Raw genomic sequence first — 24527 nt, 5'->3', positions numbered from 1 at the left:
AACAAATTGCCTGAAGAAACACACAAGAACAGCCTGAGGAGATCATCATGAACGCGGCCATAGACGTTCTGCAGTCCAGCCATCAGCACATCAACCGCGACCGCCTGTGGCAATCGCTCATGGAACTGGCCAAGCTCGGCGCCACGGTCAAGGGCGGCGTGTGTCGCCTGGCCCTGACCGATCTCGACCGCCAGGCCCGGGACATTTTCGTCAAATGGTGTATCGATGCCGGCTGCACCGTCAGCATCGACGCCGTCGGCAATATCTTCGCCCGTCGTCCCGGGCGCAATCCCGACCTGCCACCGGTGATGACCGGCAGCCACATCGACACCCAGCCCACCGGCGGCAAGTTCGATGGTTGCTTCGGTGTGCTGGCGGGCGTCGAAGTGTTGCGCACCCTCAATGACCTCAACATCGAAACCGAAGCGCCGCTGGAAGTGGTGGTCTGGACCAACGAGGAAGGCTCGCGCTTCGCCCCGTGCATGATGGGTTCCGGCGTGTTCGCGGAAAAATTCACTCTCGAGGAAACCCTGGCCAAGGTCGATGCCGAGGGCGTGACGGTGGGCGAAGCGCTGAATGCCATTGGCTACGCCGGCCAGCGTAAAGTCAGTGGCCACAAAGTCGGTGCCTACTTCGAAGCCCACATCGAGCAAGGCCCGATCCTGGAAGACGAACGCAAGACCATAGGCGTGGTCATGGGCGCCCTCGGGCAGAAATGGTTTGACCTCAAACTGCGCGGCGTCGAAGCCCACGCCGGCCCGACCCCGATGCACCTGCGCAAGGACGCCCTGGTCGGCGCCGCGGTGATCGTCGGAGCGCTCAACCGCGCAGCCCTCAGCCATCAACCCCATGCCTGCGGCACCGTCGGTTGCCTGCAAGCCTATCCCGGCTCGCGCAACGTCATCCCCGGCGAAGTGCGCATGACCCTGGACTTCCGGCACCTGGAACCGGCGCGCCTGGACTCGATGATCGCCGAAGTGCGCGAAGTCATCGAAACCACCTGCGACGAACACGGCCTGACCTTCGAGCTGACGCCAACGGCCGACTTCCCGCCGCTGTACTTCGACAAAGGCTGCGTCGAAGCTGTGCGCGGCGCCGCCCAAAGCCTGGGCCTGTCGCACATGGACATCGTCAGTGGCGCAGGCCACGACGCGATCTTCCTCGCCGAACTCGGCCCGGCCGGAATGATCTTCGTGCCATGCGAAGGCGGCATCAGCCACAACGAAATCGAAAACGCCGCGCCGGATGACCTGGCGGCCGGCTGTGCGGTGCTGTTGCGAGCGATGCTGGCGGCTTCGGCGGCGGTGGCGAAGGGCGAGCTGGCAGCCTGAGCCGAGTGACGTGCGCTGAAATTTTCAGCGCACGTCACAACGCGCAATCCTCAATCGTCATCCTGTTGAATCCCTCAATCAGTGGAGCAACACGATGTCGTCCAACATCCAAGCGGTCAACCTGCTGCAAGCGATCCCACAGGTTTTCGAAAGCCTGGCCCAGGTCCATGTCGCGCTCGATCAGCATGATCTCGATCCCGCCCTCAAGCACTTGATCCACCTGCGCGCCTCGCAGATCAACCAATGCGGGTTCTGCGTAAAGATGCACACCCGCGAAGCCCGGGAAGCCAATGAAACCAACGAGCGTCTGGATCGCCTGATCGTCTGGCGTCACGTCAGTGACTTCAGCCCTGCGGAGCGCGCCGCGCTGGCGTGGACCGAAGCCTTGACGGTACTGGATGAAAAAACCGATTACGCCAGCCTGCGCGGTGAGCTGAGGGCGCATTTCAATGACGAACAGATCGGCGCCTTGACGGCCGAGATCGGCATGATCAACCTGTGGAACCGCTTACAGGTGTCGAGGCACTGATTGATGAACTGCGCTGAAAACGCCGCGACTGTGTTCGAGCAGCGCCGGCCCTTTTTGCTCGGTCTGGCCTATCGCATTCTCGGATCGCGCGTCGAAGCCGAGGATGCGGTGCAAGAGTTGTTCATCAAGTGGCTGGAGGCCGACCGGGCCTCCATCGCCACGCCGGCCGCCTGGCTGACCACCGCATGCACCCGTCATTGCATTGACCTGCTCCGGTCGGCGCACAAGTCGCGGGTGGATTACATCGGTACCTGGCTGCCGGAGCCGATTCACACGGCCCATCAGGACTCACCCGAGCAGATGCATGAACTGGCTTCGTCGCTGTCCACCGCATTCGTGTTGTTGCTGGAGCGGCTGACACCCAAGGAGCGTGCCGCGTACCTGCTGTACGAAATCTTCGACATGGATTACCCGCAGGTCGCTGATGCGGTCGGGGTGCAGGAAGCCGCTTGCCGCAAACTGGTGTCTCGGGCCAAGGCGAGTCTTGGCAGTGCCCAAACCCGCTATCAACCGGAACCTGTGCGGCAAAACCAGTTGCTGAGCGCCTTCCACAACGCCATTGCCAGTGGCTCTACGGCGAACTTGAGCGCGATGCTGAGCGAAGACGTCGAACTCTGCGCCGACAGCGGCGGCAAGGCTTCGGCGATCCGTGAAACGCTGTTTGGCATCGAAAGCGTGCTGGATTTCATTGGCCAGTCGTTGCACGCCTATTGGCAAACGTATGAATGGCTGCCCATTGAAATCAATGGTGCCCAAGGCGTCATCATTAAAGCCGACGGTGTTATCACCGCGTCGGTGACGTTTGGTTTCGATGAAATGGGGCGGGTGAATCGGGTTTTCATCATGCGTAATCCGGACAAGCTGGCAGGGCTGGGTGCGTCCTTTAACGTGCACTAGTCAAAGGACCACCGGCCCTTCAAGCTTTTCGCCGACAGAAAATGATGGAGATCCCACAAGGTTCATTGCACTAACCAGAACTCCGGCGGTCGTAGTCTTCACAGGGTCACTCTACTTGTGGAGTCGAAATGAGCCAGGACGTCTTGACCACGCAAGCCAATCGCCGCCAGTTGCAGCAAATCATCGCCGGCTTGTCCGATGGGGTGATTCTGCTCGATCCCGACCAGAGCATCCTGTGGGCCAACGAGGCGGCGCTGGCCATGCACGGTGCCTCGCAGATCAGCGACCTGGGTACCAGCGCCAAGGCGTATGCCAAACGCTTTGCCCTGCGTGATCGCAACAATCAGGTCGTGCCTGCCGACAGCTACCCGATCAACCGGGTGGCGCGGGGCGAAACGTTCAGCGATGTGCTGGTGGACGTGACGTCGACGGCGGACGAAGAGCGTACCTGGGTCCATCGCGTGCGCAGCCTGGTATTGGCCGATAGCCGTGGCGAGCCGGAGTCGCTGGTGTTGATCATGGACGATGTCACCGACCGGGCCTGCGCCGAGCAGCGCTTCGCCACAGCGTTTCGCCTGTCGCCAGTGCCGATTCTGCTTTGCGGCGCGGGTGATCAACGGGTGCTGGACGTTAACGAAGCGTTCCTCGATACCTTGGGTTATCCCCGTGAGGACGTGCTTGGCATCAGCATTGCGCAGATCGATTTCATCGATGACAAAAACGCGCGCATCTGGCTGTTCGCTGCGCTGGAGAAAACCGGCAGCCTGGACCGCATCGATGTGCGCTTGCGCCGAAAAGACGCCGGGCTGATCGATTGCACCGTGTCGGCGGACATCGTGAACATTCAAGGCAACCCCTGCTATCTACTGGTGCTGATGGACATCACCGAGCGCAGGCGCACTGAGCTGGAACTGGTGTCGGCCATTGAGGAAGCAATGAAGGACGCCTCATGGTTCAGCCGCACGCTGATCGAAAAACTGACCAACGTGAAGAACATCAATTCACCGAAGTTGCCCAGTGTGTCCTTCACCGACCTGACCACCCGTGAGCGCGATGTGCTGGGCCTGATATGCGAAGGCCGGGCCGACAAGGAAATCGCCGCGCGCCTGAAACTCGCGCCGAACACCGTGCGCAACCATGTGGCGGCAGTGTATTCCAAACTCAATGTGCACAGCCGCAGCGAAGCGATTGTCTGGGCGCGGGAGCGGGGACTGTTCTCCAGTGAATGACGGCCCAAGGGGCAGCGCTAAGGTGCAAATGCCTCCATCCGGGCTATCAGCGATTCGCAGATATTTATTTTTGTGACAGGTGTGTGGATTTTGCGCGCCGGTTCTGTTGTCACAAAAATGTGTCTATCACTTATCGCGGGTCAACCTATGAAAACTCTTGGGAAACGCGTTATCTCACCTTTGTCGCTGGCATTGTGCGTGGCGATTCTCGGCGGCTGTGCCAGTCCGCCACCCCCTCCAGCGGTCACTCCGCCACCTCCTGAACGCACCTGCCAGGCCATGGATAAAACCGATGTTCTGGGCGATGTACGGGGCGAAGACGGACAAGTGACCCGAGTCACTTCCACGACTCGCTGCGTCACGCAGTAAAGCCGGGCGCAGTAACCTCGATCTGCTCGGGGGGATGGTGATTTCCTTCATCGTCGCTTTGGGCGATGGGGTGCAGCAGGCCGATCTGTATGCCAGTTCGGCTTTCGTCGGTGCGGTGAGTTTGTTATTGCGCCTGCTGTCGGTGCCTTTTGGCTGGCCGTCGCCGAAAGTCGTGGGTGGCTGACAGCTCAAGTCAGAAGCGGTTTTTATCGCAACTAGTTTTAGTTTGCCTGTCACTTATAACAGTTTCCGGCATGTCGATTTTTCCTGATAGTCAACGGACTGTTTTTTATGTCCATCGCTGAAAAGGAATCGTCGTCATGACCGCCGAAATAAAAGCTGCAACCACTGAATCAAGCCCGTGGGAACAAGCCACGTTGTTTATCAACGGCAAGAAAGTGGAGTGGGGGGCGGAGCTCGTTTTGCTCCGTGGGCAGCAGAACGAAGTGACCGTGGAGGCTCCACCCGCGCTCGCCCGGACGCTCAACCTGGGGCTGGCTGAGGCTGGCAGTTTGAACATCGTTGCATCACCAAAATTTGGCGAGTGGGTTGTCCCCGTCGTTGGCAAGTTCAATTGGAAGATTACGCCGGACGCGGGCAAGAGCGGTCGCATCACTTTGGTGTTTTTCAGCAGGGAAGAGCTGGTGCCCTGGGAGCACCGAAGCCTGGTGATTTCGAGCAATCTGGCGGATGAGGCAGACGTGAAGATTGGCGGCTTCACCGTGCCTGTCGGGGGCAATTGGTTTATTCGGGATAATGCGCAAACGGTTACGTTGACCCCCAAATCAGGCAGCCCACTGGCCGGTCTTCCGGTCACACTGACCTGCGCCATCAAAGGTGGGCTGGATGTCGCCAACGTCGTGAGCGCACCAGCCTTCGGAAGTGGGCAAACCACGTATAGCTGGGCCGTCACCGGGAGGACAAAAAGCGGAACGTTCCAATTGGCGCTGACGGGCAAGGGCATGACCACGCCGATTACCTTGGCGATCAGCAAACTCGTATCGAGCAACTTGGCGGATGAAGCAGACGTGAGGGTTGGCGGCGTCCCCGTGCCTGCCGGGGGCAATTGGTTTATTCGGGGTAAGGCTCAAACGGTCTCATTGATCCCCAAATCAGGCAGCCCGCTGGCCGGTCTTCCGGTCGCGCTGATGTGCGCTTACAAAAGCGGACTGGATTACGCCAATATAGTGTGCATACCAGCCTTCGGCAGTGAGCGATTCACGTATAGCTGGGTCATCACCGGGAATACAAAAAGCGGAACGTTCCAATTGTCTCTGAGGGGCAGGGGCATGACCACGCCGATTACCTTGGCTATCAGCAAGTTGGTATCGAGTAACTTGTCGGATGAGACAGAACTATATGTCGACGGGAATTTGCCTCCCGCTGGTGACGTTGAGTTCAAAAGAGGCGTTCATCGGACAATCTCGTTAAGGGCAAAGTCCAATAGCCCGATAGGTAGCTATCCATTGATGTTGAACTTCAATGTTGGCGAAATTTTACCCGCTGATGTCGGCTGTATTCCACGATTTGGGCAGGCGACAACCAGTCACTCCTGGCTTGTGACCGCTCTCAACAGGACCGGGCGATTTGAATTGGTGGCGATGGACAAAGTTGGGGGAGAGATCCCTACTCAAATAAAGCTGCCTTGCCGAGCTATATGAAAAGTTCGAGCATCAGATAGAGAGCAGTCGACAAGGCTAAATGAAACAAAGAAAGGCAGCCAATCGGCTGCCTTTCTTTCATTCGCAAAGCGTATCAGGACAAGAAACCACCATCCACATTCAACGAAACCCCAGTGGTATAGCTGGAAGCATCGCTGGCGAGGTAAAGCACTGCACCGGCCATCTCACTCGGATCCGCCACCCGCTTGAGCGGAATCTGCTGTAAAGCAGTGTTCAGAATGGCTTCGTTTTTCACCAGTGCCGAAGCGAATTTAGTATCGGTGAGGCCTGGCAACAAGGCATTGCAACGAATCCCGAACTGCGCGCATTCCTTGGCAAACACCTTGGTCATGTTGATGACCGCTGCCTTGGTCACCGAGTAGATGCCCTGGAAGATCCCCGGCGAAACACCGTTGATCGACGCCACATTGATGATGCTGCCGCCACCGTTTTCGCGCATCAGCTTGCCGGCTTCGACCGACATGAAGAAGTAGCCGCGGATGTTCACGTCGACGGTTTTCTGGAAGGCGCTGAGGTCGGTGTCCAGCACGTTGCAGAACTGCGGGTTGGTCGCGGCGTTGTTGACCAGGATGTCGAGGCGGCCGAACTGTTCCTTGATGCCGGCGAAGACCTGGCTGATCTGTTCCATTTCGCCGATGTGGCAGGCAACGGCGGTGGCCTTGCCGCCAGCGGCGATGATCGCATCGGCGACGTGCTGGCAGCCTTCAAGCTTGCGGCTGGAGACAATCACGTGGGCGCCTTGCTGGGCCAGCAGTTTGGCGATGGCTTCACCGATGCCACGGCTGGCGCCGGAGACGAAAGCGATCTTGCCGTCGAGGTCGAACAACTGAGTCTTGGACATGGGATTCCCTTATAAAAAGTCTTGTTATCGAGTCAAATGCCGGGGTGTGGCGAGTGATGTCTGGTGGGCGGGCTTGCTGCGTTGGTCAGTGAGCGAGCGTTATCGTTAACGACCTTCGCGAGCAGGCTCGCTCCTACAGGGGATCTCAGAGGCTGGATTTGTTGATGACCTGCAAGCTCATCTGCTCAAGCAGCTTGTTCATGTGAATGAACTGCGCGAAGCGTTTGTCCTGGGTCTGGCCGTGATAGAAGCGGTAGTAGATCTGCTGCACGATGCCGGCCAGGCGAAACAGGCCGTAGGTGTAGTAGAAGTCGAAATTGTCGATGCGGATGCCCGAGCGTTCGGCGTAGTAATCGACAAACTCACGGCGTGTGAGCATGCCCGGCGCGTGGCTCGGCTGGCGGCGCATCATCTGCACCGGCGCCGGATCATCGGCTTCGATCCAGTAGGCGAGGGTGTTGCCCAGGTCCATCAGCGGGTCGCCGAGGGTGGTCAGTTCCCAGTCGAGCACGCCGATGATCTGCATCGGGTTGTTCGGGTCAAGGATCACGTTGTCGAAGCGGTAGTCGTTGTGCACGATGCTGGAGGTTGGGTGATCGGCCGGCATCTTGTCGTTGAGCCAGGCTTTGACCGTTGCCCATTGTGGCGCATCGGGGGTCAGGGCTTTTTCGTAGCGATCGCTCCAGCCTTTGATTTGCCGCGCCACGTAGCCTTCGGGTTTGCCGAGGTCACCCAGGCCGTAGGCGTTGTAGTCGACGCGATGCAGTTCCACGAACTTGTCGATGAAACTCTTGCACAGGGCTTCGGTTTTCACCGAATCCAGTCCCAATTCCGGTGGCAGGTCCGAGCGCAGGATGATGCCGTTGACCCGTTCCATTACATAGAACTCGGCACCGATCACCGCTTCGTCGGTGCAGTGCACGTAGGCTTTCGGGCAGTACGGAAAACCGTCGCGCAGTTGATTGAGGATGCGGAATTCACGGCCCATGTCGTGGGCCGACTTGGCCTTGTGGCCGAAGGGCGGGCGACGCAGGACGAATTCCTGTTCGGGGTATTCCAGTAAGTAGGTGAGGTTTGAAGCACCGCCCGGAAACTGGCTGATCCGTGGCAAGCCGCTGAGCCCCGGAATATGGGCCTTGAGGTACGGATCGATCAGGCTGGCATCGAGCTCTTCGCCGGTGCGGATACGGGTTGACTGGTCGTTAAGCGCCATGCTTATCCCTTCTGCTTATTCTGGAGGCCTTAAACTATTGGCTAATCTAATGCGCACACGGCGCACCCACAACCGCGAACGGCTCTTATAGGTGAGCGTGTTGCCGGCCAATCATTGTTTTTGATACAGCTGTTTGAATCGCCATCAATGGGCGACCCGGCTCATGGCGGGCGGCAAGTCGATCGGCGTCAGCACCGGTTGATTGGAGAAAAACGCCACGAGGTTCTTGCCCACCAGTTCGACGGTGCCCTGGGTGGCTTCCGGGGACAGCCCGGCGACATGGGGGGTGAGGATCACGTTGTTCAGGGTCTTGAGTGCATCCGGCACCTTCGGTTCGGCGTCGAACACATCCAGCGCGGCGCCGGCGATCCGGCGTTGCTCCAGGGCGCTGATCAGGTCGGCAGTGGCAATCACGCTGGCCCGGGCGATGTTGACGATAAACCCATTGGGGCCCAACGCGTCGAGTACCTGGCGATTGATCAGGTGCCTGGTGCCCTGGCCGCCGGGCGTGGCGACGATCAGGAAGTCAGAGGCGCGCGCCAGTTCGGTCGGCGTCGAGCAGAACGTGTAGGGCACATCGCTGCGATGCTGACGATTGTGGTAACTCACCGCCATGTCGAAGCCATTGGACGCGCGTTTGGCGATGGCCATGCCGACGGCGCCGAGGCCGAGAATACCCAGGCGTTTGCCGGCCAGTGAAGGGCGCATGATTTTTGGCCACTCGCCCCGGCGTACAGCTGCGTCGCAACGGGGAATATCACGCACCAGTGCGAGCAACATCGCCATGGCATGGTCGGCCACCGAGGACGCATTCACACCCGCACCGTTGGTGACGGTGATGCCGCGATCAGCGGCGGCCTGCAGGTCGATGTGTTCATAGCCGGCGCCGATCACGCAGATGATCTTGAGGTTGGGCAGCGCGGCGATTTCGTCGGCATACAGCCCCAATGGGCCCCGGGTGAGGACGGCGTCGATCTGCCCGGCATGGCGGGCGATGGCTTCGGCGCGCTCGGCGGGCGTTGGGGCCAGGATCAGGTGAAAACCCTGATGTTCGAGAATAGGCAGGTAATCATTGATGGTTTCAACCAGTACCAGAACGGTTACAGGCATGCTTGGCTCCCTGTGGGCATCGAAAAATCGGCTCGAACGTCACTTGAGATTGCTGATTTCAGGGTGGCTTGGCAACCACCAGCGATCGCAGTGCAGGAACTGGCGAAGCCTGCGATCTTTTTATTGCGCTGGGGGGCGGTCGCTTTACTTCGACGGCGTGAGGACGGCCCGGGCAGCCTCGAGAATTTCGTCAGACAGCGGATCGCCGCGGGTGGCCCGGGACAGCATCAGCGCACCGAACATCAGCGAATACTGCACCAGCGCCTGCTGGCGCTTGCTGGCTTCGTCCTCTGCGTCCAGCAGCGAGCCGAGGGAATCGAGCAGGTTGTTCAGGCCCTGCAGATAGGTTTGGCGCAATCCGCTCTCGGCGGCCTCGTGGCACATGTCGCCAGCGAAGGCCACCACCGGGCAGCTGTCGCCCGGATTGTCCCGGCTTTCGCTGGACAAGTAGGTTTTGACCACGGCGCGGCGGGAGGCGTCCTTGCTGTCCTGTTCGGTCACCCGCGCTTGCCAGCGTTGCGCGGCCTGCTCGAAAGCCCGGCCGCTAGCCTCTTGCGCCAGGGCTTCCCTGGATTTGAAATGCCCGTAGAAACCGCCGTGGGTCAGGCCCGCGGCGGCCATCACGTCGACAACGCTGATCCCGTGCAAGCCGCGTTCGCGAAACAGCCGGGTGGCGGCTTCGACTATGGTTTCGCGGTTGAGGTCGGCTTGTTTGCGGGAAACTCGGGGCATGGGTCATTCTCGGTTTGCAGGTTGAATATCAGAGGGCGTATTGGGCAATCCCGTTGCCGAACGACCAGTTCTCTTTTTTCACTTCCACCAGATTAATGAAAACGTCCTCCTGGCGCACGGCAAGCTCTGCGTTAAGGCTCTCGGCGATGGTTTTGTAGAGGAGTTTTTTCTGCTCGACGGTCCTGCCTTCGCTCATGGTGATCTGGATTACCACCAACTGGTCCGTGCGGTTGATGCCCAGATAACCGGGGTCAAAGATGAAATGCTGCGCATCGTGTTCGGCGAGTATCTGGAAATTATCGTTCTGCGGCACACCGATGGTGCTGTGCATGGCGGCGTAGATCAGTTGGCCGATGCGTTTGGCGTGGGTGGGGTCCTGATGTTTTTTGATGTCGACGCGAACCAGTGGCATGGGAAGACTCCAGAAGGAATGCAGGTCAGTTAAAAATACATGACGCCCGACCTTTATCAAGTGCGGACTGCGCTTTGGCGATGAAGCGCAGGTGCACCGCAGATCCTTGTGGGAGCGAGCTTGCTCGCGATGGCTGCGGCACATGCAACATATTCTCCGACTGATACTCCGCTATCGTCGGAACGCCGCCCGGAGCAAGCTCGCTCCCACAGGGGTATTTTTCGACTATCTGGTACCACCGTTCCTCACCTAAGTCTTTGCTTCTGCTCACTAATCCCCCAGAATGCCGCCCCTGTTTCGGCCGGGCGCTGCCTGTCGGGTATTCCGACGCGTCCTGGCCGGGTCGCAAGTGACCGGAATGTGGAGATCCCACCGGATGAATGATCAGGCCAATAGCGTTAACGAACGCTATGTAGAAGCGACACCCGCGACGCTTTCGAGCTGGAATCGCCAAGACACCACCTGGATGCTGGGCCTGTTTGGTACGGCGATTGGTGCGGGAACCCTGTTTTTGCCGATCAACGCAGGCCTGGGCGGTTTCTGGCCGCTGCTGATCCTGGCGTTGCTGGCGTTTCCGATGACGTTCTACGCACACCGCGGGCTGACCCGCTTCGTGCTGTCCGGTCGCGAAGGCGCCGACATCACTGAAGTGGTGGAAGAGCATTTCGGCATCAAGGCCGGCGCGCTGATCACCTTGCTGTACTTCTTCGCGATTTTCCCGATCCTGCTGATCTACAGCGTGGCCCTGACCAACACGGTCGGCAGCTTTATGGAACATCAACTGCACATCACGCCGCCACCGCGCGCCGTGCTGTCGCTGGTGCTGATCCTCGGTCTGCTGGCGGTGGTGCGTTGTGGTGAGCAATTGATCGTCAAGGCCATGAGCCTGATGGTCTACCCGTTCATCGTCGCGCTGCTGTTCCTGGCGGTTTACCTGGTTCCCCACTGGAGCGGCGGCATCCTGGCTACCGCGAGCAGCGTGCCGGCACCATCGGCGCTGTTGCATACCCTGTGGCTGGCGATTCCGGTGATGGTGTTCTCGTTCAACCACTCGCCGATCATCTCGGCGTTCGCCGTGGACCAGAAGCGTCGCTACGGTGAGCACGCCGAGGAGCGCAGCTCGCAGATCCTGTCCCGCGCCCACCTGCTGATGGTGGTGATGGTGCTGTTCTTCGTCTTCAGTTGCGTGCTGACCCTGTCGCCGGCGCAACTGGCTGAAGCCAAGGCGCAGAACCTGTCGATCCTGTCGTACCTGGCCAACCACTTCAGCAACCCGACCATCGCCTTCGCGGCGCCGTTGATTGCCTTCGTGGCCATCTCCAAGTCGTTCCTGGGGCACTACATCGGCGCCAGCGAAGGCCTCAAAGGCCTGATCGTCAAGAGCGGCAAGCGTCCGTCCGCCAAGGCCCTGGACCGCATGACCGCCGCGTTCATGCTGGTGGTGTGCTGGATCGTCGCCACGCTGAACCCGAGCATCCTCGGCATGATCGAAACCCTCGGTGGCCCGGTGATCGCGGCGATCCTGTTCCTGATGCCGATGTACGCCATCCGCAAGGTGCCGGCGATGGCACGCTATCGCGGCCAGGCATCCAACGTCTTCGTGACGGCGGTGGGCCTGGTGGCGATCACGGCGTTGATCTACTCGCTAACCGCGTGATCGAGCGGCCTGCTCGCGCAGTGCCGGATTGACAGCTACAGTGGCCGCTGCACGTGATACGTGCAGCGGTTTTTTTTCGCCTGGAGACACCGGATTGTCGAGCGCCTCACCGTCAAACCCCGTTGAACAACCCAATCGCTGGCAGGACCTGCTGGCGGGTTTGTCGATTGCCGGCCTGTTGCTGCCCGAAGCAGTCGCCTATTCAAGCATCGCCGCACTGGCGCCCCAGGCCGGGGTGATCGCCTTGTTCGCCGGGTTGCTGTGTTATGGCCTGTTGGGCACCAGCCGCTTTGCGATTGTCTCGGCCACTTCATCCTCCGCCGCCGTGCTGGCCGCCGCGACCGCCACCCTGGCCAATGGCGACTCCGGGCTTCGCTCGACCCTGGCCATCGGCCTGGTGCTGGTGACCGGGGCGTTTTTCTTGCTGGCGGGGCTGTTCAAGCTCGGCAGCGTGACTTCGTTTATCGCCAAACCGGTGCTGCGCGGCTTTGCCTTTGGCCTGGCGCTGACCATCATCCTCAAGCAGGTCGCCAGTGTGGTCGGCGTGCATTTGACCGATGCCAACCTGGTGGGCTTCCTGCCGCCATTGCTGGAACAACTGCCGCAATGGAACTGGGCTGCAGCGGCGGTCGGCGCCGTGGCATTGGCCTTGTTATGGCTGTTTGCGCAGTTTCGGCGCTTGCCGGGTGGTTTGTTGGTGGTGGTGATCGGCATTGCGGCGGGGCAGTGGCTGGACCTGCCGGCCTATGGCGTGAAGCTGATCGGCGTGATCGACCTGAGCCTGGAGGTGCCGAAGCTGCCGGCACTGCCGTTTGCCGACTGGCTGCGTCTGGGTGAATTGGCGTTCGCCATGGTGATGATTCTGTATGCGGAGTCCTACGGCTCAATCAGCTCTTATGCGTTAAAACATGGTGATCGCGTCACCTCGAACCGTGATTTGCTTGCGCTGGGGGCTTCCAACCTGCTGTCCGGCCTGTTCCACGGCATGCCGGCGGGAGCGGGGTATTCGGCGACGTCGGCCAATGAGGCGGCGGGTGCCACTTCACGCCTGGCCGGTATCGTGGCGGCGCTGGTGGTGCTGGTCATCGTGCTGACGGTGCTGCCTTACATCGCCCTGACTCCGGAACCGATCCTCGCCGCCATCGTCATCCATGCTTTGGGGCGCGGCTTGAGCCTGCAGCCGCTGGGACGCTATTTCATCTGGCGCCGAGACCGCTTGCTGGTCGTCTGCGCCGTGGGTGCGGTGTTGGTGCTGGGGGTGCTGGACGGCTTGCTGGTGGCGGTGGCGATCAGTGTGTTGCTGATGCTCAAGCAGATGTCGGCGGCGGATATCCAGATTCTGGGGCGGATCGATGGCGGTCACGACTTTGTCGACCTGCAACGCCATCCAACGGCGCAAGCCGTGCCTGGCGTGTTGATTGTGCGGCCGGGTGAAGCGTTGTTCTTTGCCAACGTCGAGCGGATTCTTGGTGGTGCCTTGCGTCTGATCCGGCACTCACAAGTGCCTGTTCATTCGGTGATTCTCAGTCTTGAGGAATCGCCTGATCTGGATGGCACCAGCATCGAGGCGTTGCAGGAGTTTTTTATGCGGGTGCATCAGGAAGGCAAACGGCTGATTCTGGCGCGTCTCAAGGACGACGCACAAACGGCGTTGGCGGTGTTGCCGCAGTTGGCGGCAAACGGAGTGGTGCTGAGCGGGTTGAGTGTTGATGGAGCGGTGCAGCAGGCGCTAGCTGGTCTGTGAGCCAAGAGTGATTGTCTGTGGCGAGGGAGCAAGCTCCCTCGCCACAGGAATCGCGTTTGACCATTACAGGCATAAAAAAACGCCGCTCATCTCACGATGGGCGGCGTTTTTCATTGCGTTGCAACGTTAGGCTTGAACGACCGGGATGTTGGCGTTCGCAGCAGCTTCACGGAACTCGGCGATCTGGTCGAAGGACAGGTAGCGGTAGACATCGGCCGCCATGCTGTCGATCTTGCCAGCGTATTCCATGTACTCCTCGACGGTCGGCAGGCGACCCAGGATGGAAGCCACGGACGCCAGCTCGGCCGAAGCCAGGTAGACGTTCGCGCCGTCACCCAGACGGTTCGGGAAGTTACGGGTCGAAGTCGACACGACAGTCGAGTTCGGCTCTACACGTGCCTGGTTACCCATGCACAGCGAGCAGCCTGGCATTTCCATGCGAGCGCCGGCCTTGCCGTAGATGCCGTAGTAGCCTTCTTCGGTCAGCTGGTGAGCGTCCATCTTGGTCGGCGGCGACAGCCACAGACGGGTTGGCAGCTGACCCTTGACCTGTTCCAGCAGTTTACCGGCAGCGCGGAAGTGACCGATGTTGGTCATGCACGAACCGATGAACACTTCGTCGATCTTCTCGCCAGCAACGCTGGAGAGCAGGCGAGCGTCGTCCGGGTCGTTTGGCGCGCAGAGCACAGGCTCCTTGATGTCGGCCAGGTCGATCTCGATGATTTCAGCGTATTCAGCGTCTTTGTCCGCTTCCAGCAGCTCAGGGTTGGCCAGCCAGGCTTCCATTGCTTGAGCGCGACGTTCCAGAGTACGTGCATCGCCGTAGCCTTCGCCGATCATCCAGCGCAGCAGGGTGATGTTGGACTGCAGGTATTCAGCAATCGACTCTTTGGACAGCTGGATGGTGCAACCGGCAGCCGAACGTTCAGCCGAGGCGTCAGACAGTTCGAACGCTTGCTCGACGGTCAGTTTAGGCAGACCTTCGATCTCCAGGATGCGACCGGAGAAGGCGTTCTTCTTGCCTTTCTTCTCTACGGTCAACAGGCCAGCCTGGATCGCGTAGTAAGGAATGGCGTGAACCAGGTCACGCAGGGTGACGCCTGGCTGCAGTTCGCCTTTGAAACGAACCAGGATCGACTCAGGCATGTCCAGCGGCATGACGCCAGTGGCTGCGGCGAACGCAACCAGACCGGAACCGGCCGGGAACGAGATGCCGATCGGGAAACGGGTGTGGGAGTCGCCACCGGTACCGACGGTGTCTGGCAGCAGCATGCGGTTCAGCCACGAGTGGATGATGCCGTCGCCTGGACGCAGGGAAACGCCGCCGCGGGTCATGATGAAGTCAGGCAGGGTGTGGTGGGTGGTCACGTCGATCGGCTTAGGGTAAGCCGCGGTGTGGCAGAAGGACTGCATCACCAGATCGGTCGAGAAGCCCAGGCACGCCAGGTCTTTCAGTTCGTCACGGGTCATAGGACCGGTGGTGTCCTGGGAACCCACGGTGGTCATCTTCGGTTCGCAGTAGGTGCCCGGACGAACGCCGGTCACGCCGCAAGCCTTGCCGACCATTTTCTGCGCCAGGGTGAAACCCTTGGTGCTTTCAGCCGGTGCTTCAGGCTTCTTGAACAGCGTCGAAGGTGGCAGACCCAGCTCGGTGCGAGCCTTCTCGGTCAGGCCACGGCCGATGATCAGCGGAATACGGCCGCCAGCACGAACTTCGTCCAACAGGACCGGGGTCTTCATTTCGAAGGTGGTCAGGACTTCGTCGGTGCCGTGCTTGCAGACTTTGCCAGCATGCGGGTACAGGTCGATCACGTCGCCCATGTGCATGTTGGAAACGTCGAATTCGATTGGCAGTGCGCCGGCATCTTCCATGGTGTTGTAGAAGATCGGAGCGATCTTGCTGCCGAAGCAGAAACCGCCGGCGCGCTTGTTCGGCACGTAAGGAACGTCGTCGCCGAAGAACCATAGCACCGAGTTGGTTGCCGATTTACGCGAAGAACCGGTACCGACCACGTCACCGACGTAGGCGATAGGGAAACCGGCGTTGCGCATTTCTTCGATCTGCTTCATCGGACCGGTGACGCCTTGTGCGTCAGGCACGATGCCGTCGCGAGCCATTTTCAGCATGGCCAGGGCGTGCAGCGGGATGTCTGGACGGGACCAGGCATCAGGCGCAGGGGACAGGTCGTCGGTGTTGGTTTCGCCGGTGACCTTGAACACGCGCAGGCTGATCTTGTCGGCCAGGGTCGGGCGCTTCACGAACCACTCGCCGTCAGCCCAGGATTGCAGCACGCCTTGGGCGTGAACGTTACCGTTCTTGGCTTTTTCAGCGACGTCGTGGAAGGCGTCGAACATCAGCAGGGTGTGCTTGAGTTCTGCGGCCGCTACTGGAGCCAGTTCGGCGTCGTCCAGCAGGTTAACCAGAGTCACGATGTTGTAGCCGCCCTGCATGGTGCCGAGCAGTTCAACAGCGCGCTTCTTGTCGATCAGGGGGGATTTGGCTTCGCCTTTGGCGATGGCGGACAGGAAGCCGGCCTTTACATAGGCTGCTTCGTCCACTCCAGGCGGAACGCGATTGGTGATCAGGTCAACGAGGAATGCTTCTTCGCCAGCCGGGGGATTTTTCAGCAGCTCGACCAGGCCTGCAGTTTGTTCGGCGTTTAGCGGCTGGGGAACGATACCCAGTGCTGCGCGCTCTTCGATATGTTTGCGGTAGGCTTCAAGCACAGTTATTACCCTCATCAGTGGTCCCAAATGGGTGTCCGGGACGCTCATCCCGAAATTGCCGTACTCATGCGCTGCATGGCGTTGTGAGCCACTTAGCCAGAATTACCGGCAATTCCTTACAGAAGCTGCTTTCAAAGTTTTACGCCTGCAGAACGGGAGCTGATGAGGGTTGGCGTTGGGCTTTTCCCCGCTGGAAAAACCCCTCGCCAACACCGCTCTGAAGGAACGACTGTGCTCGTGACGCTTTGAAAACAGCTTCTAACGGACATTGGCGCCTAAAAAGGCAGGCTGATTCTACGGCAAAAAAAAATTAAAGGTAAGTCAGTGTTTATTGGACTTTGGTGGTGGCGCTCACCAGAGCCCGATTCTCCATAGGCCCTGAACTTTGAGGGGTGATCAATGGCCGACAAAGGGCTAACATGCCGGCCTGTTCTGCTTTTTCGCGTTTTGCCTATCTATGCCCAATCAGACCATCAAGACACCCTGCGTCGGCCTCTGCTCCACTGTTTACGGTGACTTGGTGTGCCGTGGCTGCAAGCGTTTCCACCACGAAGTGATCCACTGGAACGGTTACAACGAGGAAGAAAAACGCGCGGTATGGCTGCGTCTTGAGCAGTTGCTGTCGCAGGTGATGGCCGCCAAGGTGGAAATTTTCGATCCGGCACTGCTGAGAATGCAGCTGGAGCAACGCAAGATCCGCTTCGTGCCCCATCAGTCGGAATATTGCTGGGCCTACCAGTTGATCGCCCGGGGCGCGCGGGTGATCAACAACCTGGAAGCCTACGGGATGGTGTTGCTGCCGGAGTTTCGCGACTGGAACCTGCCGGAATTGCGCGATGCCATTGATCGGGAGTTTTTCCTGCTTTCCGAGGCCCATTACCAGCGCTATATTGCGCCGGGGTTTCTGAAAGACTCCTTTGGCGGCTGAGCTGCTGATATGTGGCGAGGGGGCTTGCCCCCTCGCCACAAAAGCATGTTCGGCTTCAATGCTTGTCGGCCATTTCCTCAAGATGATCCGCCACTTCCGTCGGTTTGAGCACCAGCACATCGCTCTCCACCGCATCGAGTACCACTTCCGCCGTATTACCGATCAAGGTCCCGGACAATCCGCTACGGGCCACGGTACCGATCACCGTCACCGCCGCTTGCAACTTGTGCACCATGAACGGAATCAGCACATCCGCCGGGCCTTCCTCAATGTGCAGGTGATCATCGTCGATGTCGAATTCCGCCTGGAACGACTTGCATTGCTCGCGGTAGCGCGCCTGGATGGTTTCGCTGAGTTGAAACGTCGGGTCGGCCGACGACAGCATCGGCGACGGGTGGGCGCTGATCACGTGCAAGTGGGCCTTGGCCAGGGTGGCGATGTCATAGCCATGATCAATGATGGTGTCGTGCAGGTGGCGGTGTTCGAGGTCGGTGTTGCCGACGTCGACAGCTGCCAGGATCACTTTGTCTTTCCATGAATCAGCGGTTTTCACCAGCAGTACCGGGGAAGGGCATTGGCGCAGCAATTTCCAGTCCTCGGGTGTCAGCAGGGCCTTTTTCAGTGCGCTGTCGGGAAAGTGCTGCTTCACCACAAGACCGCAGCCTTCGGCTTGCTGCACATCGATGATGGTTTGATGCAGGCTCTGATTCCAGGCCTGCTCAGTGGTGATGTTGTAACCGTCTTCCAGTAAAGCGGCCTTGAGCACACCCAACATGCCACTGTGATCATGCTTGGGGTCGCACACCAGCAGATGCAACTGTGCCTGGGTCACACCGGCGATCAACTTCGCCCGTTTGAGCGCCAGGCTTTCGGAATGTTCGGGGTCGATGACCACCAGAATGCTGCGAACGGCTTGCATGTGCGCGATCTCCTGAAAATAAAAAAGCACGGCGTTGCACAACTATAGTTGCTGTCTGCGATTCGGGGACTTGATGCATATCAACGGTTGGCGACTGGTGGTCTGCGGGCAGGCCGGTATAATCGGCGCCCTTCGTTTTGAACCTATTTTTCCGTGAGCCCCATGATCCTTCCCGAAATTCACGAGTTCCTTGGCTGCCGCACCCCCGACGGCTGGATCCAGGCCGCGCTGGCCGATCAGGAAACCCTGCTGATCGACCACAAGAACTGCGAATTCAAGGCCGCCAGTACTGCATTGAGCCTGATCGCCAAGTATCACTCCCACGTCGATCTGATCAACATGATGTCGCGCCTGGCCCGGGAAGAGCTGGTGCACCACGAACAGGTCATGCGCCTGATGAAACGGCGCAAGGTCGAACTGCGCCAGCTGTCCGCCGGGCGTTACGCGTCGGGGCTGCGCAAGGTGGTACGCAGTCACGAACCGGTGAAGCTGGTGGACACCCTGGTGGTCGGGGCGTTCATCGAGGCCCGCAGTTGCGAGCGTTTCGAAGCGCTGGTGCCGCATCTGGACGAAGAACTGGGCAAATTCTACTTCGGTCTGCTCAAGAGCGAGGCCCGGCATTTCCAGGGTTACCTGAAACTGGCCTACCAGTACGGCGACGCCAAGGACATCGCCCAGGTGATCGACAAGGTCCGCGCCGCCGAGCAGGATCTGATCGAGTCGCCGGACGTGGAATTCCGTTTTCATAGCGGTGTGCCAGTAGCGGCGTAATCCCGCACCACCCAGTCATGAACGGCTCAAACCCAGCCGTTCATGCCATTGGGCGATGGACTCTTCGGGATATTCGTCGAACTGTTTATCACCGGGCAGGACTTGGACTTCCACCCACGTCGCCTTCGAACCAAGCATCAGGTGCGTATGCTCCGGCGGCACTGGCAGCGGCGTGTCGATGGCCGAGGCGAACGGGTGAATCAATTCCGGCCATTCAGGGCTGAACAGCCACAAACCCGAGCCGCAGACTGAGCAGAAATGCCGCTCGGCGGTGCTGCTGTGGGCGCGTTTGTCGCCTTCTTCCTTTAGCCGTGCATGGTAGATCGCGATGTGCTTGCGCCCGCGAACCCGGAGGCTGGCGGCATCGCCCCCGAGGTTGATCGCATAGCCTCCGCCACCTTGGGTCTTGCGGCAGATCGAGCAGTAGCAGCGCTGGTAAGGGTAGGGGTGGGCGCTGGTCAAACTGAACGACACCGCGCCGCAATGGCAGGAACCTTCGAGTTGCATGGGGGGCTCCGGTGGCTTGAGTGATCCCGTTCAGCCTAGAAGATTTGCAGTGATAGTGCCGACGCCTTCGCGAGCAAGCCCGACGATGAACGATAACGCGGTCCCACTGGACGCCCACCAAAGGCCAAGTCAGCATGGCCGCCTCGAAACCGGGACATGACCTGATGCGACGATTACCTTCCCTGGCAGCCCTGCGAACCTTCGAATGCGCCGCCCGCCACGCCCATTTCGGTCGGGCGGCGGCTGAGTTGTGTGTCACCGACAGCGCGGTCAGCCATCAGATCCGCCAGCTTGAAGAGCAGCTCGGTGTGCCGCTGTTCGTGCGCGAAGGCCGGCAGATTCGCCCGACCCTGGCCGCCGGGCGCCTGATGCAGAGCTTGCAGCAGGCTTTCGAACTGATCGGTGATGCCTGCGATGAACTGCGCGACCCTTCATCCCTGGCGGTATTGCGTCTGGCGGTCACCGCCGAGCTGGCGCAAAAGTGGTTGATGAGCCGGCTCACGGATTTCTACGCGCGTTACCCGCACATTACCTTGCATCTGTACGAACAGCCGATCGACGCCACGGCGCCCGGAGAAGACATCGACCTGGCGATCACCTACGGCACCGGCCCGGTGGACAGCACCGCGTATTTCGTCCGGCCGCTGCCGGCGTTGCAGTTCTTCCCGGTGTGCAGCCCCGGCCTGTTCAACCAGGGCACGCTGAAAACCCCGAAGGACCTGGCCCGCCACTGTCTGCTGCACGACGACCAGGACGGCAAGACCTGGACCGCGTGGCTCACCAGTCATGCCGGCGACCAGCGCCCCGACCGGCAACTGTATTTCGCCCATGCCGGGCTGGCACTGGAGGCCGCGGCCCAAGGGCAGGGCGTGGCCATGGGCGACAACCTGACGGCCCAGGAAGATTTGCTCAGTGGTCGACTGGTGCGGCCGTTCACCTCGAGCATGACCGCCCTGGGTCAATATGCGTTGGTGTGCGAGCGTGTGCGGCTGGAGCGTCCGGCGGTGGCGCAGATGCTGGAATGGTTCAACGATCAGTTGCTCGATTGATGAGTTAGATTCAAGTATTCCGAAATAATCATCGTTGGTGAGCCAGTCGCCAACGCCCTTAGCCTGTGGTCATTCCAATCCCTGCTGAAGAGGTTTGACCATGGCCCGTTTGCTCGACACCACTCCCAAACTGGACGGTTTCCGTCTGCCCGGCGAATTCGAAGCCAAGTCCGGTTGCTGGCTCGGCTGGCCAGAGCGTACCGATGTCTGGCGCAACGGTGCCAAGCCTGCGCAGAAAGTCTGGGTGCAGATCGTCACCGCCATTTCCATGAGCGAACCGGTCACGGTGTGCGCCTCGGCGGCACAGTTCGCCACCGCGCGCCGCCAGTTGCCGCCGCAAGTGCGCGTGGTGGAAATGACCTGCAACGACACCTGGTTCCGCGACAGCGGTCCGTGCTTCGTGGTCAATGACCAGAGCGGCGAAGTGCGCGGCGTCGACTTCGAATTCAACGCCTACGGCGGCCTCGACGGCGGCCTGTATTACCCGTGGGACAAGGACGACCAGATTGCCAGCAAGATCCTCGAAATCGAACGCTTCGACCGCTACCGCGCGCCGTTGATCGCCGAACTGGGCGGCATCCAGAGCGACGGCCAGGGCAGCATCCTGACCACCGAGCAATGCCTGCTCAACCGCAACCGCAACCAGCACTTGGGCAAGGACGAAGTGACCCGTCGCCTGACCGATTACCTGGGTGCCGAGCAAGTGATCTGGCTGCCACGGGGCTGCAAGTTCGACGAAACCGATGGACACGTCGATGACCTCGCGTGTTTCGTGCGCCCCGGTGAAGTAGTGCTGCAATGGACCGACAACCGCGACGACCCGCAGTGGGAAATCTATCAGGAGGCCTACGACATCCTGCGCAGCACCCGCGACAGTCGTGGTCGCGAGTTGATCGTACACAAGCTGCCGCAGCCGGATGTGCTGGAGTGGACCGCCGAAGAAGCCGAAGGCCTGGACCAGCAGGACAGCACCCACTCCCGTCAGGCCGGGACGAAGATCTGCGCGTCGTACATCAACTACTACGCCGGCAACAGTTCCATCGTGGTGCCGCTGTTCGGTGATCGCAACGACAAGGTGGCGCTGGCGACCCTGGCCGAGCTGTTCCCGAAACACAGCACCGTCGGCATCGAAAACTCCCGGGAAATCCTTCTCGGTGGCGGCAACGTCGCGTGCATCACCATGCCGCAGTACGCGGGCAAAGGAGTGTAAAAATGGGCCTGCACAAACTGACTCAAGCAATACTGCTGGTGCTTGCACCCCTGTGTGTGCAGGCCGCCGATACCGCCAGGCCGGTGGTCAACCTGTACATCTGGGGCGAGTACCTGGCCCCGGACACCTTGAAGAATTTTGAAGCGAAAACCGGCATCCATGTGGTGGTCGACCACTTCGATTCCCTGGAAACCGTCGAGACCAAGCTGCTCACCGGCCGCAGTGGCTACGATCTGGTGCTGACGGCGGGGCAGCATCTGTCCCGGGCCATCGAGAGTGGCGCGGTGCAGACGGTCGACAAACAGCAATTGCCGCATTTCGCCGGCGTCGGCGAGGAGTTCCGCCAGCACATGGCGGTGTTCGATCCGGGCAACCGCTATGCCGGGATCTACGCCTGGGGCACCACGGGCGTGGGTTATCAGGAGCAGGCGGTCAAACAGCGCCTGCCCGACGCGCCGACCGACAGTTGGGCGATGCTGTTCGACCCGGCCGTGGTCGCGAAATTCGCCGATTGCGGGGTCAGCCTGCTCAACGATCCCAATGAAGTGTTTGCGGCGGTCATGAAGTACATGGGCCTGGACATCAACCGCCAGAACCTCGATGACCTGAAGCTCGCCGAGCAGCAACTGGCGAAGATTCGGCCGTACATTCGCTACTTCGACAACGACCTGAACATCAGCGACCTGGCCAACGGCAACACCTGCGTGGCGATGTCGTGGAACGGCAACGTGGCCATCGCGGCGGGTCAGGCCGAGGCGGCGGGCAAGCCGTATTCGCTCAAGTACCGGATTCCGCAGGAGGGTACGTTGATCTGGTTCGATGCCATGGTCATTCCCAAGGACGCGCCGCACCCGAAGGCTGGCCTGGCATTGATGGACTATCTGATGACCCCGGAAGTGATTGCGCCGATCACCGACACTATCCATTACGCCAATGCGATCACGGCGGCGGACAGCTTGGTCGGCCCGGCGATTCGCAATGATCCGGGGACGTATCCGACGGCTGCGGTCAGGGCTTCGCTGTACAGCAAGAATGACAATGGCAAGGCGTTCAACCGGGCGCTGATCAGGGCGTTCAGTCGGTTGAAGTCGGGGTTGTGATTGGCTTTGGCTGTGTGATGTTGGTAAGGACGCCATCGCGAGCAGGCTCGCTCCTACAGGTTTTGTGTTCGACATAAGACCTGTAGGAGCGAGCCTGCTCGCGATGAACGATAACGCGGTTTATTTGTTGGGCACCCGCCACAAATACCACGACGCCACCGTCCGATAAGGGCTCCACGCCAACCCAATCTCGATCATCTGCTTGCGCGTCGGCTGCACCTCGAGCCCTTTGAGCCGTCGATAACCCTCTCGCACGCCAAAATCATCTGCCGGCAGGATATCCGGGCGTTCCAGGCTGTAGATCAGCAGCATCTCCACGGTCCAGCGGCCCACACCGCGCAAGGTGATCAGGCGCTCGATCAGCGCTTCATCGTCCATGGCCAGCGCCGTGGCGTAGTCCGGCACCACGCCGTCCAGCGACGCTTGGGCGATGCCCTGGATGGTCGCGATCTTGCTCGCGGAAAACCCGCAACTGCGCAGTCGGTCGAAATCCGTGGCGACGATCTGTTCAGGCCGGGGGAACGAACCCGAACCGAACAGCGCCAGCAGCCGGCCGACGATCGCATCGCCAGCCTTGGCATGCAGTTGCTGATAGGCAATCGCCCGCACCAGCGACTCATACGGATCACGCGCCGCATGCGGCTGGTGCAGGCACGGGCCGATGGCGTCGATGTGGCGGCGCCAGTCGTCATCGATGGCCGCCAGGAAGGCACTGGCCGCCTGATAGCCGTCGGCCATGGGCTCAGGCATTCCCGGACGGTTTCAACAGGGCGTTCACTTCGCCATAGGTCAAAGCCTTCAGGTCGTGGCTATCGAACTTGCCGGTTTGCAGAAAGCTTTTGGCGATGCCGGCCATGGCGCCGTAGAGGAACTCGGCGATGCCCGAACCCGCGCTCAGACGGCGTACGCCCAGTGCCTCGAGCGCTTCGGGCGACGGAAGGCCCGGGAACCCCAGCACATTCAGTGGCAGCGAGGTGCCCTGGCACAGTGCCTTGATCTCGTACTCCGCGGTAACGCCGGCGGCAAACAGGCCATTGGCACCGGCCGCCTGATACAGCGCAGCGCGCCTGAGGGTTTCGGCGACGCGATCTTCGGCGGGCACCAGACCCCGCAGGTAGACATCGGTGCGCGCATTGATAAACAGGTTCACGTTGCGTCGGTCGGCCACCTGGCGCGCGATCTCAATCTTGCGTACCAGCAACTCCGGTGGCGCGGAGCCGTCTTCGATATTGATCCCGACCGCACCGGCGGCGATCACCGCCTCAACCACCTGGGCCACCCGTTCCAGGTCATCGGAATAACCGGCTTCGATGTCCACGGTCAGCGGCACCGAAATGACCCGGGCAATCGACTCGACCGTCGAGACCAGGCGCTCAAGGGGCAAGGTGTTGCCGTCCGGGTAGCCATGCACCCAGGCCACCGCCGCGCTGCTGGTGGCCACGGCCTTGTTACCCAGTTGCTCCACCAAGCGCGCCCCGGCGGCATCGGCGACGTTGGTGAGGATCAGCAAACCTTCGTGATGCAGTTGGTGCAGTTGATTGTCGAACCTGTCCATCGAGTTTCCTTCCTT

The 24527-nt window shown here is 60.4% G+C and carries 23 protein-coding genes; 13 read left to right on the top strand and 10 right to left on the bottom strand.

The window, feature by feature from the left end:
* The first annotated feature begins 47 nt into the window (after window positions 1-47).
* The 6 genes from AC1DVE_RS20850 (at window position 48) to AC1DVE_RS20825 (ending at window position 6016) form a co-directional block, all read left to right on the top strand.
* On the top strand, window positions 48-1331 hold the full coding sequence (locus AC1DVE_RS20850) for a Zn-dependent hydrolase (RefSeq protein ID WP_223533870.1): 1284 nt from the start codon (window positions 48-50) through the stop codon (window positions 1329-1331).
* A 94-nt stretch (window positions 1332-1425) separates the two neighbouring features.
* A complete protein-coding gene (locus tag AC1DVE_RS20845) occupies window positions 1426-1860 on the top strand; it encodes a carboxymuconolactone decarboxylase family protein (RefSeq protein WP_477784158.1) in 435 nt (144 codons plus the stop codon).
* Between the two features lie 3 nt (window positions 1861-1863).
* A complete protein-coding gene (gene sigJ, locus AC1DVE_RS20840; RefSeq protein WP_223458144.1) occupies window positions 1864-2757 on the top strand; it encodes an RNA polymerase sigma factor SigJ in 894 nt (297 codons plus the stop codon).
* A 128-nt stretch (window positions 2758-2885) separates the two neighbouring features.
* Window positions 2886-3986 (top strand): LuxR C-terminal-related transcriptional regulator, encoded by a 1101-nt coding sequence (locus AC1DVE_RS20835; RefSeq protein WP_223533868.1) that lies wholly within the window; start codon window positions 2886-2888, stop codon window positions 3984-3986.
* A 403-nt stretch (window positions 3987-4389) separates the two neighbouring features.
* Entirely contained in the window at window positions 4390-4539 is a 150-nt protein-coding gene (locus tag AC1DVE_RS20830; protein WP_223458141.1) for a hypothetical protein, read from the top strand.
* 136 nt (window positions 4540-4675) lie between these two features.
* Window positions 4676-6016, top strand: a complete 1341-nt coding sequence (locus AC1DVE_RS20825; RefSeq protein WP_477784157.1) for a hypothetical protein — start codon at window positions 4676-4678, stop codon at window positions 6014-6016.
* A gap of 94 nt (window positions 6017-6110) precedes the next feature.
* Here AC1DVE_RS20825 and AC1DVE_RS20820 read toward each other — a convergent pair whose 3' ends face one another.
* The 5 genes from AC1DVE_RS20820 to AC1DVE_RS20800 form a co-directional block, all read right to left on the bottom strand.
* Window positions 6111-6878: an SDR family oxidoreductase gene (locus AC1DVE_RS20820; RefSeq protein ID WP_008046696.1), complete on the bottom strand. Its 768-nt coding sequence runs from the start codon at window positions 6876-6878 to the stop codon at window positions 6111-6113.
* 145 nt (window positions 6879-7023) lie between these two features.
* Window positions 7024-8091: a phosphotransferase family protein gene (locus tag AC1DVE_RS20815; protein WP_223458137.1), complete on the bottom strand. Its 1068-nt coding sequence runs from the start codon at window positions 8089-8091 to the stop codon at window positions 7024-7026.
* Window positions 8092-8235: 144 nt separating this feature from the next.
* On the bottom strand, window positions 8236-9201 hold the full coding sequence (locus AC1DVE_RS20810; protein ID WP_223458135.1) for a 2-hydroxyacid dehydrogenase: 966 nt from the start codon (window positions 9199-9201) through the stop codon (window positions 8236-8238).
* 144 nt (window positions 9202-9345) lie between these two features.
* A complete protein-coding gene (locus tag AC1DVE_RS20805; protein WP_223537549.1) occupies window positions 9346-9933 on the bottom strand; it encodes a TetR/AcrR family transcriptional regulator in 588 nt (195 codons plus the stop codon).
* 28 nt (window positions 9934-9961) lie between these two features.
* On the bottom strand, window positions 9962-10345 hold the full coding sequence (locus AC1DVE_RS20800) for a tautomerase family protein (RefSeq protein ID WP_223458131.1): 384 nt from the start codon (window positions 10343-10345) through the stop codon (window positions 9962-9964).
* A gap of 376 nt (window positions 10346-10721) precedes the next feature.
* Between AC1DVE_RS20800 and AC1DVE_RS20795 the strand changes: the two genes are divergently transcribed.
* Together AC1DVE_RS20795 and AC1DVE_RS20790 are read left to right on the top strand one after the other, a co-directional pair.
* Window positions 10722-12002 carry a serine/threonine transporter gene (locus AC1DVE_RS20795; protein WP_223533571.1) on the top strand — a complete coding sequence of 427 codons (1281 nt, stop codon included), beginning with the start codon at window positions 10722-10724 and terminating at the stop codon, window positions 12000-12002.
* A gap of 94 nt (window positions 12003-12096) precedes the next feature.
* Window positions 12097-13746 carry a SulP family inorganic anion transporter gene (locus tag AC1DVE_RS20790; RefSeq protein WP_477784156.1) on the top strand — a complete coding sequence of 550 codons (1650 nt, stop codon included), beginning with the start codon at window positions 12097-12099 and terminating at the stop codon, window positions 13744-13746.
* A gap of 126 nt (window positions 13747-13872) precedes the next feature.
* On the opposite strand, the gene acnB is transcribed toward AC1DVE_RS20790, so the two are convergent.
* On the bottom strand, window positions 13873-16473 hold the full coding sequence (acnB, locus tag AC1DVE_RS20785) for a bifunctional aconitate hydratase 2/2-methylisocitrate dehydratase (RefSeq protein WP_223458174.1): 2601 nt from the start codon (window positions 16471-16473) through the stop codon (window positions 13873-13875).
* A gap of 457 nt (window positions 16474-16930) precedes the next feature.
* On the opposite strand from acnB, the gene AC1DVE_RS20780 reads away from it, so the two are divergent.
* On the top strand, window positions 16931-17401 hold the full coding sequence (locus AC1DVE_RS20780; protein WP_223458126.1) for a DUF1289 domain-containing protein: 471 nt from the start codon (window positions 16931-16933) through the stop codon (window positions 17399-17401).
* Between the two features lie 55 nt (window positions 17402-17456).
* On the opposite strand, the gene AC1DVE_RS20775 is transcribed toward AC1DVE_RS20780, so the two are convergent.
* The gene (locus AC1DVE_RS20775) at window positions 17457-18320 is read right to left on the bottom strand and encodes a universal stress protein (protein ID WP_223458124.1); all 864 of its coding nucleotides are present in this window, start codon (window positions 18318-18320) and stop codon (window positions 17457-17459) included.
* A gap of 162 nt (window positions 18321-18482) precedes the next feature.
* Here AC1DVE_RS20775 and AC1DVE_RS20770 point away from each other — a divergent pair, with 162 nt between their 5' ends.
* Window positions 18483-19091 carry a MiaE family protein gene (locus tag AC1DVE_RS20770; protein ID WP_223458122.1) on the top strand — a complete coding sequence of 203 codons (609 nt, stop codon included), beginning with the start codon at window positions 18483-18485 and terminating at the stop codon, window positions 19089-19091.
* Window positions 19092-19106: 15 nt separating this feature from the next.
* On the opposite strand, the gene AC1DVE_RS20765 is transcribed toward AC1DVE_RS20770, so the two are convergent.
* The gene (locus tag AC1DVE_RS20765; RefSeq protein ID WP_223458120.1) at window positions 19107-19598 is read right to left on the bottom strand and encodes a GFA family protein; all 492 of its coding nucleotides are present in this window, start codon (window positions 19596-19598) and stop codon (window positions 19107-19109) included.
* A gap of 164 nt (window positions 19599-19762) precedes the next feature.
* Here AC1DVE_RS20765 and AC1DVE_RS20760 point away from each other — a divergent pair, with 164 nt between their 5' ends.
* The 3 genes from AC1DVE_RS20760 to AC1DVE_RS20750 all read left to right on the top strand — a co-directional run bounded on the left by AC1DVE_RS20760 (window position 19763) and on the right by AC1DVE_RS20750 (window position 22957).
* On the top strand, window positions 19763-20647 hold the full coding sequence (locus AC1DVE_RS20760; RefSeq protein WP_223458118.1) for a LysR substrate-binding domain-containing protein: 885 nt from the start codon (window positions 19763-19765) through the stop codon (window positions 20645-20647).
* Window positions 20648-20747: 100 nt separating this feature from the next.
* A complete protein-coding gene (aguA, locus tag AC1DVE_RS20755) occupies window positions 20748-21857 on the top strand; it encodes an agmatine deiminase (protein WP_223542970.1) in 1110 nt (369 codons plus the stop codon).
* Between the two features lie 2 nt (window positions 21858-21859).
* A complete protein-coding gene (locus tag AC1DVE_RS20750; protein ID WP_477784155.1) occupies window positions 21860-22957 on the top strand; it encodes an extracellular solute-binding protein in 1098 nt (365 codons plus the stop codon).
* A gap of 120 nt (window positions 22958-23077) precedes the next feature.
* Here the strand turns inward: AC1DVE_RS20750 and AC1DVE_RS20745 are convergent, their stop codons facing one another.
* Both AC1DVE_RS20745 and AC1DVE_RS20740 read right to left on the bottom strand, forming a co-directional pair.
* The gene (locus AC1DVE_RS20745; protein ID WP_477784154.1) at window positions 23078-23695 is read right to left on the bottom strand and encodes a DNA-3-methyladenine glycosylase family protein; all 618 of its coding nucleotides are present in this window, start codon (window positions 23693-23695) and stop codon (window positions 23078-23080) included.
* Between the two features lie 4 nt (window positions 23696-23699).
* Window positions 23700-24512 (bottom strand): isocitrate lyase/PEP mutase family protein, encoded by an 813-nt coding sequence (locus AC1DVE_RS20740; protein WP_477784153.1) that lies wholly within the window; start codon window positions 24510-24512, stop codon window positions 23700-23702.
* Window positions 24513-24527: the final 15 nt, after the last annotated feature.

Source organism: Pseudomonas sp. P4_B4, from assembly GCF_056402255.1.
Note: the sequence above shows the minus strand (reverse complement) of the source record. Positions and strands in the feature narration are given on the sequence as shown.

Excerpts from the sequence above, each read along its gene's own strand:
- AC1DVE_RS20850 (WP_223533870.1), top strand. The coding sequence starts at position 48 with ATGAACGCGGCCATAGACGTTCTGCAGTCCAGCCATCAGCACATCAAC.
- AC1DVE_RS20845 (WP_477784158.1), top strand. The coding sequence starts at position 1,426 with ATGTCGTCCAACATCCAAGCGGTCAACCTGCTGCAAGCGATCCCACAG.
- sigJ (WP_223458144.1), top strand. The coding sequence starts at position 1,864 with ATGAACTGCGCTGAAAACGCCGCGACTGTGTTCGAGCAGCGCCGGCCC.
- AC1DVE_RS20835 (WP_223533868.1), top strand. The coding sequence starts at position 2,886 with ATGAGCCAGGACGTCTTGACCACGCAAGCCAATCGCCGCCAGTTGCAG.
- AC1DVE_RS20830 (WP_223458141.1), top strand. The coding sequence starts at position 4,390 with ATGGTGATTTCCTTCATCGTCGCTTTGGGCGATGGGGTGCAGCAGGCC.
- AC1DVE_RS20825 (WP_477784157.1), top strand. The coding sequence starts at position 4,676 with ATGACCGCCGAAATAAAAGCTGCAACCACTGAATCAAGCCCGTGGGAA.
- AC1DVE_RS20820 (WP_008046696.1), bottom strand. The coding sequence starts at position 6,878 with ATGTCCAAGACTCAGTTGTTCGACCTCGACGGCAAGATCGCTTTCGTC.
- AC1DVE_RS20815 (WP_223458137.1), bottom strand. The coding sequence starts at position 8,091 with ATGGCGCTTAACGACCAGTCAACCCGTATCCGCACCGGCGAAGAGCTC.
- AC1DVE_RS20810 (WP_223458135.1), bottom strand. The coding sequence starts at position 9,201 with ATGCCTGTAACCGTTCTGGTACTGGTTGAAACCATCAATGATTACCTG.
- AC1DVE_RS20805 (WP_223537549.1), bottom strand. The coding sequence starts at position 9,933 with ATGCCCCGAGTTTCCCGCAAACAAGCCGACCTCAACCGCGAAACCATA.
- AC1DVE_RS20800 (WP_223458131.1), bottom strand. The coding sequence starts at position 10,345 with ATGCCACTGGTTCGCGTCGACATCAAAAAACATCAGGACCCCACCCAC.
- AC1DVE_RS20795 (WP_223533571.1), top strand. The coding sequence starts at position 10,722 with ATGAATGATCAGGCCAATAGCGTTAACGAACGCTATGTAGAAGCGACA.
- AC1DVE_RS20780 (WP_223458126.1), top strand. The coding sequence starts at position 16,931 with ATGCCCAATCAGACCATCAAGACACCCTGCGTCGGCCTCTGCTCCACT.
- AC1DVE_RS20775 (WP_223458124.1), bottom strand. The coding sequence starts at position 18,320 with ATGCAAGCCGTTCGCAGCATTCTGGTGGTCATCGACCCCGAACATTCC.
- AC1DVE_RS20770 (WP_223458122.1), top strand. The coding sequence starts at position 18,483 with ATGATCCTTCCCGAAATTCACGAGTTCCTTGGCTGCCGCACCCCCGAC.
- AC1DVE_RS20765 (WP_223458120.1), bottom strand. The coding sequence starts at position 19,598 with ATGCAACTCGAAGGTTCCTGCCATTGCGGCGCGGTGTCGTTCAGTTTG.
- AC1DVE_RS20760 (WP_223458118.1), top strand. The coding sequence starts at position 19,763 with ATGCGACGATTACCTTCCCTGGCAGCCCTGCGAACCTTCGAATGCGCC.
- aguA (WP_223542970.1), top strand. The coding sequence starts at position 20,748 with ATGGCCCGTTTGCTCGACACCACTCCCAAACTGGACGGTTTCCGTCTG.
- AC1DVE_RS20750 (WP_477784155.1), top strand. The coding sequence starts at position 21,860 with ATGGGCCTGCACAAACTGACTCAAGCAATACTGCTGGTGCTTGCACCC.
- AC1DVE_RS20745 (WP_477784154.1), bottom strand. The coding sequence starts at position 23,695 with ATGGCCGACGGCTATCAGGCGGCCAGTGCCTTCCTGGCGGCCATCGAT.
- AC1DVE_RS20740 (WP_477784153.1), bottom strand. The coding sequence starts at position 24,512 with ATGGACAGGTTCGACAATCAACTGCACCAACTGCATCACGAAGGTTTG.